This window comes from Alteraurantiacibacter buctensis (genome assembly GCF_009827655.1).
Taxonomy (GTDB): domain Bacteria; phylum Pseudomonadota; class Alphaproteobacteria; order Sphingomonadales; family Sphingomonadaceae; genus Alteraurantiacibacter; species Alteraurantiacibacter buctensis.
Map to the genome: position 1 here is coordinate 657 of NZ_WTYV01000002.1, position 12350 is coordinate 13006.

At 67.1% G+C, this 12350-nt stretch carries 13 protein-coding genes; 4 read left to right on the plus strand and 9 right to left on the minus strand.

The genetic code is table 11. The features are described 5' to 3' along the window. The 4 genes from GRI99_RS04645 to GRI99_RS04660 all read right to left on the minus strand — a co-directional run. The coding region (locus GRI99_RS04645) for an ArsR/SmtB family transcription factor (RefSeq protein WP_160770893.1) at positions 1 to 209 on the minus strand (209 nt) is incomplete at its 3' end. Continuing rightward, positions 206 to 3421, minus strand: a complete 3216-nt coding sequence (locus GRI99_RS04650; protein ID WP_160771628.1) for an efflux RND transporter permease subunit — start codon at positions 3419 to 3421, stop codon at positions 206 to 208. The genes GRI99_RS04650 and GRI99_RS04645, both read right to left, overlap by 4 nt. Before the next feature lie 8 nt (positions 3422 to 3429). After that, positions 3430 to 4443: an efflux RND transporter periplasmic adaptor subunit gene (locus GRI99_RS04655; RefSeq protein WP_160770894.1), complete on the minus strand. Its 1014-nt coding sequence runs from the start codon at positions 4441 to 4443 to the stop codon at positions 3430 to 3432. 27 nt (positions 4444 to 4470) lie between these two features. Beyond that, positions 4471 to 4803 (minus strand): rhodanese-like domain-containing protein, encoded by a 333-nt coding sequence (locus tag GRI99_RS04660; protein ID WP_160770895.1) that lies wholly within the window; start codon positions 4801 to 4803, stop codon positions 4471 to 4473. Between the two features lie 119 nt (positions 4804 to 4922). On the opposite strand from GRI99_RS04660, the gene GRI99_RS04665 reads away from it, so the two are divergent. From GRI99_RS04665 to GRI99_RS04675, 3 genes are read left to right on the plus strand one after another with little or no spacing between them, the layout of a single operon-like run. Further along, positions 4923 to 6203: an NAD(P)/FAD-dependent oxidoreductase gene (locus tag GRI99_RS04665; RefSeq protein ID WP_160770896.1), complete on the plus strand. Its 1281-nt coding sequence runs from the start codon at positions 4923 to 4925 to the stop codon at positions 6201 to 6203. 11 nt (positions 6204 to 6214) lie between these two features. After that, entirely contained in the window at positions 6215 to 6418 is a 204-nt protein-coding gene (locus GRI99_RS04670; RefSeq protein WP_160770897.1) for a YgaP family membrane protein, read from the plus strand. Between the two features lie 2 nt (positions 6419 to 6420). Then, a complete protein-coding gene (locus GRI99_RS04675; protein ID WP_160770898.1) occupies positions 6421 to 7683 on the plus strand; it encodes a TolC family protein in 1263 nt (420 codons plus the stop codon). Here the strand turns inward: GRI99_RS04675 and GRI99_RS04680 are convergent. The 5 genes from GRI99_RS04680 to GRI99_RS04700 form a co-directional block, all read right to left on the minus strand. Further along, positions 7680 to 8462, minus strand: a complete 783-nt coding sequence (locus GRI99_RS04680) for a TSUP family transporter (RefSeq protein ID WP_160770899.1) — start codon at positions 8460 to 8462, stop codon at positions 7680 to 7682. The genes GRI99_RS04675 and GRI99_RS04680 overlap by 4 nt on opposite strands. Positions 8463 to 8467: 5 nt before the next feature. Further along, complete coding sequence (locus GRI99_RS04685) at positions 8468 to 9385, minus strand: MBL fold metallo-hydrolase (protein ID WP_160770900.1); 918 nt, start codon at positions 9383 to 9385, stop codon at positions 8468 to 8470. A 68-nt stretch (positions 9386 to 9453) separates the two neighbouring features. Continuing rightward, on the minus strand, positions 9454 to 9573 hold the full coding sequence (locus GRI99_RS04690; protein WP_160770901.1) for a DUF2474 family protein: 120 nt from the start codon (positions 9571 to 9573) through the stop codon (positions 9454 to 9456). Beyond that, the gene (gene cydB / locus GRI99_RS04695; RefSeq protein ID WP_160771629.1) at positions 9573 to 10571 is read right to left on the minus strand and encodes a cytochrome d ubiquinol oxidase subunit II; all 999 of its coding nucleotides are present in this window, start codon (positions 10569 to 10571) and stop codon (positions 9573 to 9575) included. Before cydB ends, GRI99_RS04690 begins: the two co-directional genes overlap by 1 nt. A gap of 2 nt (positions 10572 to 10573) precedes the next feature. Beyond that, the gene (locus tag GRI99_RS04700; RefSeq protein ID WP_160770902.1) at positions 10574 to 12022 is read right to left on the minus strand and encodes a cytochrome ubiquinol oxidase subunit I; all 1449 of its coding nucleotides are present in this window, start codon (positions 12020 to 12022) and stop codon (positions 10574 to 10576) included. A 119-nt stretch (positions 12023 to 12141) separates the two neighbouring features. On the opposite strand from GRI99_RS04700, the gene GRI99_RS04705 reads away from it, so the two are divergent. Next, positions 12142 to 12345 (plus strand): hypothetical protein, encoded by a 204-nt coding sequence (locus GRI99_RS04705; protein ID WP_160770903.1) that lies wholly within the window; start codon positions 12142 to 12144, stop codon positions 12343 to 12345. Positions 12346 to 12350: the final 5 nt, after the last annotated feature.

Genomic DNA, 12350 nt, shown 5'->3' on the forward strand with positions numbered 1-12350 from the left:
CTGACCACGTCTTCCTCGCGCAGCAGGGCCAGATGCTGTGATACCGAGCTCTGCGACAGGCCGGAAAGTTCGACCAGCTCGTTCACGGAAACCTCGCCTTCGTCCATGCGGCACAGCATCAGCAGGCGCTCGGGGTGGCTCATCAGCTTGAGTCGCCCTGACATGATCGTGGCGTTCGTCTTCAGTTCGGAGCGGTCGGTCGGCTTCATGGGGTAATCTCGGTAAGCGGCACCCCGTCATCGCGCAAGACAATGTAGATGGCGGGGATCACCAGCACCGTCAGCAGGGTCGATGAGGCGAGGCCGAACAGCAAGGATATGGCCAGCCCCTGGAAGATCGGATCGGTCAGGATCACCGCTGCCCCGATCATGGCCGCCGCTGCCGTCAGCACGATTGGCTTGAAACGGATCTGGCCCGCCTCGATCAGCGTCTGGCGCAGGCTCTTTTCGGGGCTGCGGGTATGGCGGATGAAATCGACCAGCAGGATCGAATTGCGCACGATGATCCCGGCCAGCGCGATGAAGCCGATCATGCTGGTGGCGGTGAAGGGGGCGGCAAACAGCATGTGGCCCAGCACGATGCCCACCAGCGTCAGCGGGATCGGGGTCAGGATCACCAGCGGAATGGTGAAGCTGCGGAACTGGCCCACCACCAGCACATAGATGCCCAGCAACGCGACCATGAAAGCTCCGCCCATGTCGCGGAAGGTGACCCAGGTAATCTCCCATTCTCCATCCCACAGTAGGCTGGCGTGGCTTTCGTCAGACGGCTGACCGTTCAGCAGCACTTCCGGCTTTTCCAGGCCGGCGGCTGACCAGTCGAAGCTGTCGATGGCATCGGCCACTTCCAGCATGCCGTAGATCGGCGCTTCGTAGCGTCCGGCCAGCTCGGCCGTGACCATGGTGGCCCCGCGCCCGTCGCGGCGGAAGATCGCCGGGCTGCCCGGCTCCATCCGCGCCTCGACCAGTTCGCCCAGCGCGATCAGCTGGCCGGTGGGAGTGGCGGCCACGGGGGTGGCGGCAAGGGCGGCGGACCACTGGCGCTGCGACTGGTCCATGCCGATGGTGATCGGCAGGGGATCGCGCTCGCCCTCGCGGCTGGCATAGCCGACGACCTGGGTGCCCATCAGCGCGCCGATGGAATCGAACAGTTGGCGTTCGGACAGGCCATAGTGGTCGAGCTTTGCCCGGTCGGGCACCAGCCGCAGGGTGGGGCGCGGCTGGCCGAAGCTGTTGTCGACATCGACGATGTAGGGCACCGCGCGGAACAGGGCTTCCACCTGGGTTGCCGTGGCGCGGCGGGTGGCCTCGTCCGGGCCGTAAATCTCGGCCAGCAACGTGGCCAGCACCGGCGGCCCGGGCGGAGTTTCCACCACCTTGATCGAGGCGCCCTGCGGCAGGTCCAGCGCGGCCAGCCGCTGGCGCAGGTCCACGGCGATCTGGTGGCTGGAACGGTCGCGGTCGCCCTTGGGCAGCAGGGTCACCATCAGGTCACCCATTTCCGGCTGGCTGCGCAGGAAATAGTGCCGCACCAGCCCGTTGAAATTGAACGGGGCCGAAGTGCCGGCATAGGCTTCCATCGCCACCACTTCCGGCACGGCGCGCACCACGGCGGCGGCCTGTTCCAGGACGCGCCCCGTCTCCTCCAGGGTGGTGCCTTCGGGCAGGTCGGCCACCAGTTGCACTTCGCTCTTGTTGTCGAACGGCAGCAGCTTCACCGTCACCGCCTTGAAGTAGAACATCGAGCAGGCCAGCACGGTGGCAATGCCCACCGCGATCAGGAACTTGCGGGCCGAACCCCTGGTAGCAATCACCTTGCCGGCCCAGCGGGCATAGACCGCGCCCAGCTTGCCGCCGTGGGCATCGTGCCCGCCATCGTGGTCAAGCGCCTTGCGGGCAAAGCGGATCATCAGCCACGGCGCGATGATAACGGCCACAAAGAAGCTGAAAACCATGGCTGCGCTGGCGTTGATCGGGATCGGCGCCATGTAGGGGCCCATCAGGCCGGACACGAACAGCATCGGCAGCAGGGCGGCGACCACGGTGAGGGTGGCGATGATCGTGGGATTGCCCACCTCCGCCACGGCCTCGATCGCGGCCTGCATGCGGTCGCGCCCGTCGCGCATGGCCCAGTGGCGAGCGATGTTTTCGATCATCACGATGGCATCGTCCACCAGGATGCCGATGGAGAAGATGAGGGCAAACAGGCTGACGCGGTTGATGGTGAAGCCCAGCACCTTGCTGGCAAACATGGTCAGCATGATCGTGGTGGGAATGACGATGGCGGTCACCCCGGCCTCGCGCCAACCGATGGCAAAGCCGATCAGGACCACGATGGAAATGGTGGCCAGTGCCAGATGGAAGATCAGCTCGTTGGCTTTCTCGTTCGCCGTCTCGCCATAGTTGCGGGTGACGGATACCTCCACGCCCGCGGGGATCAGGCTGCCTTCCAGCGCCTCGACCCGATCAACGATTGCTTCGGATACGGTGACCGCATTGGCGCCGGCGCGCTTGGCCACAGCCAGGCTGACGGCGGGGGCCATGTGCCATTGCCCGTCAGCATCCTTCGCCCAGCGCCAGGACCGTGCCTGGTCCTGCGTGGCGGCCTGTTCCACCCGTGCCACATCGGCCAGCAGGACCGGCGCGCCAGTGGCGGAGCGGACGGTGAGGGCGGCCAGTTCCTGGGCATCCGACAGGCTCTGCCCGGCAACCACCAGCGCCGCCTGCCCGTCTTCGCGCACGGTGCCTGCGGGGAAGGCGCGGTTGGCCTGCGTTACGGCATCGATCAGGTTGCCCAGCGGCACCCGGTGTACCGCGAGAAGGGCGGGATCGGGCACCACGCGCAGCGCCATGGCCTGCCCGCCGGTGAGGAAGGTGAGGCCGACATCGTTCACCTTGGCGACCTCGGTCCTGAGGTCAGCGGCTATGTCGGCCAGAGCCTGGTCGGTCCATTCCCCCGCCGCACCGGGCCGGGGGGTGAGCGTGAGCACCACGATCGGTACATCGCTGATCCCGCGCACGGTGACTTGCGGGAAAGGAATGCCGGCGGGGATGCGATGCTTGTTGGCCTCGATCTTCTCGCCGATGCGGATCGCCGCGTCTTCCGGATCGCTGCCCACCAGGAAGCGGGCGGTGACCATCACGCCGTTGTCCTGCGCCTGGGTATAGGTGTGTTCCACCCCGTCCACGCTGCGCACGATGGTCTCCAGCGGCTTGGCGACAAGCTCGGTGGCATCGGCGGCGGAGAGGCCGGGGGCCTGCACCATGATATCGACCATGGGCACGCTGATCTGCGGCTCTTCCTCGCGCGGGATGGTGATGGTGGCGATGAGGCCGACGATGATCGCCGCCAGCAGCATCAGCGGCGTCAGCGGCGAGCGGATGGTGGCCCGCGTCAGCTTGCCGGAGATGCCCAACTCCACGGCCGAGGTCATTGCCGGCCCACCAGCGTATCGCCGGCACGCACGCCCGAGAGGATTTCGATTTTGCCCGCTTCGCCCGAAGGCGCGGTCTGCACTGGCACCTCGCTGGCGGCTCCGTCGGCCCCCAGCACGGTCACGTAATCGGCCCCGTAACGGGTGGTGACATAGGCTTCGGGCACCAGAAGGGCAGGGCGGTTGCCGGTTTCCACCAGCGCCGCCACGCGCCGCCCGATCAGCCGGCCATCAAGCCCGGCGACTTCCACGTCGGCCGTTACCTGGCCAGCCGTGACAGCAGGATAGAGCCGCGTGACGGTGCCGCTCACTTCGCTTTCGCCGATGGTGGCCCTGACGCGGGAGCCTGCCCGGACCTTGTCGGCCAGGCTTTCGGGCATTTCCAGCCGCAGGATCACCGGCCCCGCCGTGATTACGGCGATTGCCATGCCGGGAGCAACCGGCGCTCCGGCTGGCACATCGGCCCGCAGCACGCGACCACTGGTGGGCGCCAGGAGGGCTCCCTGACCGGCCACGGCACTGACTGCGTCCTGCTGCGCCCGGGCGGCGCGGACCTGCGCATTGGCCGCACTTGCGGCAGCGCGGGCCTGTTCCAGCCGGGCATCGGCATAGACGCCGTTGTCGTGCAGGAAGCGCACCCGCTCCAGTTCTGACCGGGCCTGCGCCGCCTGGGCCTCTGCCGCTGCCGCCTGCGCGCCGTAAGCGCCCGCCTGGTAGCCAAGCTGCGAATCGACGATGCGGCCGATTACCTGCCCGCGCGCCACGGTATCGCCCTCGCGTACGGTCAGGCTGGTGAGGATGCCGGGGATGCGCGCCAGCACCTGCGCCTGGTCAACCGTGGCCACTTCCGCGCTGACCGCCTGCCAATCGGCGGCCTGGCTGGCCTGCAAGACCATGCGCGGTCCAGCGGGGGCGGCGGGGGCGGCGGGTTCTTCCGCCGCTTCGCCGCACGCCGCCAACGCCAATGGTGCCAGCCCCACAAGTGCCAGAGCCAGAATTGATGCCCGCATGGTCAATCTCCCCCCCTTTGTGCAGGATCAGCGTTCCACCGGCAGGCCGGCATCGGCCCAGGCCTTGAAGCCGCCGGCCAGGTGCGTGTCGATGGCGGCCTGGGCAACGGCGCACTGGTCCAGCGCCATGCCGCTGCGCTTGCCGCCGAGGCAGTTGAGTACAACCAGCCGATCGCCTGGATGGGGCACGGCGGCCGGATCAAAGCCGGACAGTGGCAGGTTCACCGCACCAGGCACGTGGCCATCGGCGAACTCGTCGGGTTCGCGCACGTCAACCACCAGCGCGCGGCCTTCCTTCAGCAGGGCAGCAAGCTGATCGGCATCAATTTCACGGTGCGCCTTTTTCCCTAGACCGAACATCGCAAGCTCCTTTTCGATTTTCTATTGACCATATGACATACATCTAATATTAGTCAACTATAATTCAAAGGGTGGTCGAGTGGTTGCCCTGCCGGACTGGCTCGCAGCGGGAGAGAGACATGTCATTGCCCCAGATCATAATCGTCGGCGCAGGACTGGGCGGCACCATCGCCGCCTACGAGATTCGCGATGCCGTGAAGGGCCGCGCTGCGGTGACCGTGATCAACGACCAGGACGATTACTGGTTTGTCCCCAGCAACCCCTGGGTGGCGGTACGCTGGCGCGAGCCGGAGGCGATCAAGGTCCACCTGCCGCCGATCATGGAAAGGAAGGGCATCGGCTTTACCTCCGTCGGCGCAAAACGGGTCCATCCCACGGAAAACCGGGTGGAGTTGAACGACGGCACATCGCGCCATTACGACTATCTGGTGATCGCCACCGGGCCGGACCTGGCATTTGACGAGATCGAAGGGCTGGGGCCGCAGGGTTTCACCCAGTCGGTCTGCCAGACGGGCCACGCCGCCGCTGCCGCGACCGCGTTTGACGCGTTCTGCGAAGACCCCAAGCCGATCATCGTCGGGGCGGCACAGGGGGCAAGCTGCTATGGCCCGGCCTACGAATTCGCCCTGATCCTGGACACCGAGTTGAAGCGCCGCAAGATCCGCGACAAGGTGCCGATGACCTTCGTCACCGCCGAACCCTACATCGGCCACCTGGGCCTGGACGGGGTGGGCGATACCAAGGGCCTGCTGGAAAGCGAAATGCGCGACCGGCACATCAAGTGGATCACCAATGCCCGCATCAGCAAGGTCGAGGATGGCCTGATGCACGTGGAGGAAGTTGCCGAGGACGGCAGCGTGGCGAAGACGCATGACCTGCCATTCGGCTTCTCGATGATCCTGCCCGCCTTCCGCGGCGTGCCGGCAGTCCACGGGATCGAGGGGCTGACCAACCCGCGCGGCTTCATCCTCGCCGACAAGCACCAGCGCAACCCCAATTTCCGCAACATCTATTCACTGGGCGTCTGCGTGGCGATCCCGCCAGTGGGGCCGACCCCCGTGCCGGTGGGCGTGCCCAAGACCGGCTTCATGATCGAAAGCATGGTCACCGCCATCGCCGCCAACCTATCGCTGGAGCTGGACGGCAGGGAACCGGTGGAAGAGGCCACCTGGAACGCGGTGTGCCTGGCAGACTTCGGCGATGGCGGCGTGGCCTTTGTGGCCCAGCCGCAGATCCCGCCGCGCAACCTCAACTGGTCGAGCAGCGGCAAGTGGGTCCACCTGGCCAAGGTGGGCTTCGAGAAATACTTCCTGCACAAGGTCCGCCGCGGGACCAGCGAGCCGTTTTATGAAAAGCTGGCGATGCACGCGCTGGGCATTCGCAAGCTGCGCTTCAAATAGGGAGATGATCGATGACGCTTGACCGCGCCGTGATGCGCTTTGCCGGCCTTGTGGTGCTGCTCAGCGCCATTCTGGCCTGGTTCGTCCACCCTTACTGGCTGGGCCTCACCGCCTTTGCCGGGCTTAACCTGCTGCAGGCCAGCTTCACCGGGTTCTGCCCTGCAGCGACCGTGTTCAAGCGCCTGGGCGTGAGGAAGGGCGAGGTCTTCCGCTGAGCATGCGCCGCCTACCCGCCTTGCTGCTTGCCGCTTCCTGCGCCGTCGCTGCCCCCCCGGCGGCGGCGCAGGATCTTGAAACCGCCATCGCCGCTGCCCTAGCCCATTCCCCTGTGCTCGACGAAGCGGATGCGGGTGCGGCAGCGGCAGCGGCCCGCTTGCGCCAGGCGCAGGCCGAGCGCAATCCGCTGCTGCGCGTGGAGGGCTCGGCCGGGTTGGGGCGGATCGACAACCGCGGTTTCTTCGGCATTGCCGCCGATGATGTGACCCCGCTCTCGGTCCAGGCCCTGGCGGAAATGCCGCTGTTCACCGGCGGCCGGTTGTCCAGCGCGCTGGCGCAGGCGGGTGCCGGGCGCGATGCTGCGCGCTATGGGCAGGACCAGGCCCGCCTGGAGGTGGCCGTTGCCGCCGTGGGCGCCTATGCCGAAGTGCGGACTTCTCGCCGGCTGGTGGGTAGCTTCAGGCAACTGGTCGTGGCCCTGGCCGAGACCGAACGGCAGGCCGGGCTGCGGTTCGAGGCTGGCGAAATCGCCAGCAGCGACCTGGCCCAGGCCCGCGCGCGCCGCGCAGAGGCCGAAGCCGGCCTGGCGCAGGTGCAGGGCCGCCTGGCCTCGGCCGAAGCGGCTTTCGAGCGCCTGACCGGCGAGGCGCCGGGAAGCCTTGAACCGCCCGCCGCTCTGCCTTCCCTGCCCGCCTCGCTGGGCGAAGCGCTGGAACTCGCCCGCGCGACCAACCCCATGCTGTTGCAGGCCCAGGCAGGGACGCGGGCGGCAGAGGCCGGCGTGGCCGCCGCCAGGGCCGAGGGCATGCCGCAGCTTGGCGTGTTTACCGAAGCCAGCCACGTGGCCGACCAGTTCTTTCCCGGCTACCGCGCCAACAGCGTGTCGGCCGGCGTACGCGGCCGCTGGACCCTGTTCAGTGGCGGACGGACCGGCGCGGCCGTGGCCGTTTCGCAGGCCGAAGCCGATGCCGCCGATGCCCGCCTGCAACAGGCACGCCTGGCGGTCGATGGCGCGGTGATCGATGCCTGGCAGGCGATGACCGCCGCCGGGCGCATGGTCGAGGCTTCGCGCCTTGGGCAAGCTGCGGCAGCCGAGGCGCTGCGCGGTCGCCGGCTGGAGGCGCAAGTGGGAGCCGTGCCGACGTTGGCCGTGCTCGATGCCGAACGCGAGGCGATGGCGGCCGAAGCGGCGCTGGCCGAAGCGGAAGGATTGCATCTTGTGGCCGCCTGGCGGCTGCGGGCGCTGACCGGGGCGATCGACTAGAGCGCCGCCACGCCCTGCCAGATCATGTAGCCGGCCACCACGAAGATCAGCAGCGCGAAGACCGTGTTGAGCAGCCCCTTGCGCGCGGCCAGCTTCTGCGAAGCGCGTGTGCCCACCAAGCCGCCGATCACGCCGCCGCCGATGAAAGCTGCGGCCAGTCCCCAGTCAACCAGCCCGGACCAGGCATAGTTGAGCGCTGCGGCCAGCCCGAAGGCGGTGACTGCAACCAGTGACGAGCCGACAGCGTTGCGCATCGGCATGGTGGTGGATGCCATCAGCGCGGGCACGATCAGGAACCCGCCGCCAATGCCGAAGAATCCGCTGAACAGGCCAGTGGCAAGGCCGAAGCCGATCACCTTGGGCGCGTTCTCGCGGTGGCACTGCACGTCCGGATTGCCCGGATCGCCGCGACCGCGCAGCATCAGCACGCCCACTGCCAGCATCAGCACGGCGAACAGCAGCAGCAGGTGCTGGCCATTCATGGCCTTGCCAAGCGTCGATCCGCCAAAGGCGCCCAGCACGCCGGCGGCCGCGAACATCGCGGCACAGCGCCATTTCACCGTGCCGGCGCGGGCGTGTGGCAGAAGATTGGCCCCGGCATTGGCGGCCACGGCCAGCGCGCTGGTGCCGATGGCGATGTGCGGCACGGGCACGCCAACCAGATAGACCATCAGCGGTACGGCCAGGATCGACCCGCCGCCGCCGACCAGGCCCAGGGTAAAGCCTACGAAGCTGCCGGACAGCGCGCCGAGGGCATACTGGAGCGTGCTCAGGTCCACGGCCGTTACAGCGAATTCAGCGGTAGCTTGAGGTAGCTGACGCCGTTGTCCTCGGGCTCCGGCATTCGCCCGCCGCGGATGTTGACCTGGATCGAAGGCAGGATCAGCCTCGGCATCCCCAGCGTGGCATCGCGCGCCTCGCGCATGGTCACGAAAGCGTCCTCGTCCACCCCTTCGTGGATATGGACATTGCCCGTGCGCTGGTCACCCACGGTGGTTTCCCACACGAAGACGTCGCGGTTGGGGGCCTTGTAATCATGGCACAGGAACAGCCGCGTCTGCACCGGCAGCCCCATCAGACGGCGGACAGAGCGGTAGAGCACGCGCGCGTCGCCGCCGGGAAAGTCGGCCCGGGCGGTGCCGTAATCGGGCATGAACAGGGTATCGCCGATGAAGGCGGCATCACCGATTACATAGGCCATGTCCGCCGGCGTGTGGCCGGGCACATGGAGGGCGATCGCCGGGATCGAACCGAGCATGAAGGTGTCGCCATCGTCGAACAGCCGGCCGAACTGCGATCCGTCGCGGGCAAAGCGGGTGCCTTCGTTGAACACCTTGCCGAACACCTGTTGCACGGAGACGATGTGGCGGCCGATGGCCAGTGTGCCGCCAAGCTGTTCCTGCAGATAGGGCGCGGCAGAGAGGTGGTCGGCATGCGCATGGGTTTCCAGCAGCCATTCGACCGCCAGCCCCGCCTCGCGCACATGGGCGATCACGGCATCGGCCGATGTGGTGGTGGTGCGGCCAGAGGCGGGATCGAAATCCAGCACGCTGTCGATGATCGCCGCCTTGCCGGTCGCCGGGTCGGACACGACATGGGTGGCGGTAAAGGTCGCCTCGTCAAAGAAGGTGCGGACCACGGGCTGCGCTGCTCCGGTGCGCTCGATAAGGGCACGGGCAGCGATGATCGCGGGATCGGACACGACGGCTCTCCTTAAATGCGTCAAAGCTAATATTAGAAGACAACGCTATAAAATCAAGGTCGTTCCCGTCAGCCGTTCAGCCACCAGCGGATCACCATGGCCACCAGGCCCAGCACGGCCACGCTGGTAGCCCAGATGCCGGCCATCCACGCCAGTCGCACCAGAAGCGGGCGATTTTCGGGCGCCATCAGTGATAGCCGTGGGTGCCCACCTTGCCGCGGAAAATCCAGTAGGCCCAGGCGGTATAGGCCAGGATCAGCGGCAGGGTCAGCGCCACGCCCACCAGCATGAACACCTGGCTGCGCTCCGGTGCGGCGGTGTCCCAGATGGTCAAGGCGTCAGGCACGGCATAGGGCCAGATGGTGATGCCGATGCCCAGCGTGCCGGCAAGGAACAGGCCCAGCGACAGGAAAAAGGGCCGCGCCTCGCGCTGGCGGCGGGCAAGGTCGCCCAGCAGCACGCCGGCCAGGATCGCGGTGAGCACCGGCACCGGTGCGGCCAAGGCCAGGTCGGGCAGGGCCAGCCAGCGGGTCCGATAGTCAGGGTCCAGCGCCAGGTTGGCCAGGCTTACCGCCCCCATCAGCACCAGCGTGGTCACGGCGGCGATCAGGGCCAGCCGCCGGGCACGCTGCTGGCAGCTCCCTTCCGTCTTCCAGATCAGCCAGGTGGAGCCGAGCAGGGCATAGCCCGCCACCGTGCCGAGGCCGGTGAGCAGCGTGTAGGGCGTGAGCCAGTCCCACCAGGAACCGGCATAGGCCCGGTCTGCCACTTCGATCCCCTGCAGCATCGCGCCCAGCACCATGCCCTGGGCCAGGGCCGCCACCAGCGAGCCGGCAAAGAAGGCCCGGTCCCAGAAGGCGCGGTGGCGCGGGTCACGCCAGCGGAATTCGAACGCCACGCCGCGAAACACCAGTCCCAGAAGCATGGCGATGATCAGCGGATAGGTGGCGGGCAGGATCACCGCGTAAGCCAGCGGGAAGGCGGCAAACAGCCCGCCGCCGCCCAGCACCAGCCAGGTCTCGTTGCCGTCCCACACCGGGGCGATGGAGTTCATCGCCTGATCGCGTTCCTCGCCCACGGCAAAGCGGGGAAACAGGATACCGATGCCCAGATCAAAGCCATCCATCACCACATAGGCGAACACGGCAAAGCCGATGATGCCCGCCCAGATCACGGTAAGGTCGATGTTCACGGCCGGTCCTCCGTCTGGGTATCGCCCGGCAGGGGCTCGCCGCCCGGGTTCTGGGTCGGGCCCGGAGTGATGCCGGCGGTGCGGATCGGCCCCTGGTCAAGCACCGGATCGGCCGTTTCGTGCGGGTGGGGTGGTTGTGCCATCAGCCGCAGGACATACCAGGCACCCGTGCCGAAGACCGCACAATAGACCACGATGAAGGCCAGCAGGGATGCACCCACGGCAGGCGCATCCAGCGGGCTGGCGGCATCGGCGGTGCGCAGCAGGCCATAGATCACCCACGGCTGGCGGCCCACCTCGGTGGTCACCCATCCGGCAATCACCGCCACGAAGCCCGATGGACCCATCACCAGCGCCGCCCGGTGCAGCCACGGCCAGTGGTACAGCCGGCCCCGCGCGCGGGCCAGCAGGCTCCACAGCCCCAGGCCAAGCATGGCAAAGCCGATGCCCACCATCACCCGGAAAGCCCAGAACACCACTGGCACCGGCGGGCGATCCTCCGGGACGATCGTATCCAGGCCCGCCAGCGGGGCATCGGGATCGTGCTTCAGGATCAGGCTGGATGCCTTGGGGATCTCGATCGCATAGCGGACCCGCTGCTCCTCGTCGCTGGGCAGGCCGAACAGGATCAGCGGCGCCCCGTCGGGGTGGCTGGTATAATGCCCCTCCATCGCCATCACCTTGGCCGGCTGGTGCTCCAGCGTGTTGAGACCATGCATGTCACCGGCGAAGATCTGCACCGGGGCCACCAGCGCGGCCATCCACATGGCCATGGAGAACATCTTGCGGGCATGGCCATTGTCCCGGTCGCGCAGCAGGTGCCAGGCACCCACGCCGCCCACGGCCAACGCGGTGGTGAGGTAGGCGGCAATCACCGTGTGGACCAGGCGATAGGGAAAGCTGGGGTTGAACACGATGGCCCACCAGCTCTCGCCCGGCAGGAACTGGCCATTGGCCCCGATCTCGTAACCGGTGGGTGTCTGCATCCAACTGTTCACGCTGAGGATCCAGAAGGCCGAGATGAAGGTACCCAGGGCCACCATCAGCGTGGCGGCAAAGTGCAGCCGCGGCCCCACCTTGTTCATGCCAAACAGCATCACGCCCAGGAAGCCGGCTTCCAGGAAGAAGGCCGTCAGCACCTCGTAGGCCATCAGCGGGCCGATCACCGGCCCGGCCTTGTCGGAGAATACCGCCCAGTTGGTGCCGAACTGGTAGGACATGACGATGCCCGAGACCACGCCCATGGCAAAGGCCACGGCGAAGATCTTCAGCCAGTAGCGGAAAAGGTCGAGATAGATCGCCTTGCCGGTCCTCAGCCACAGGCCTTCCAGCACTGCCAGGTAGCTGGCCAGGCCGATGGAGAAAGCCGGGAAGATGAAGTGGAAGCTTACCGTGAAGGCAAACTGGAGGCGCGCGAGCAGCAGGGCATCGGCATTCTCAAACATGAGAACTCTCTAATATAGATTCGCCATAGCGACAAGGCGGTTCCGGGCCCTGGCCATGGGAACCTTGCGGGCAAGGCCGACATTGCAAGCAGGATGAGACACCACGGAGCCTTCCTGCGATGACCGGCGATCTTGCCGCTCTGGAACGCGAACTGCCCGATCTGGGCGCACGCGGTCGGGCCTTGCTGGAAGCGGCGGAAAAGTCCGCGCCGGAACTTGGCCCCGTCGGACGAAATTACCGTGCGGACGTATTCCGACGAGAAGGTTTCTCCCATTTCCCCGAAGCTATCGAAATAGAGCTCGGTCATCGCTGTCGCGATTAAAGGTG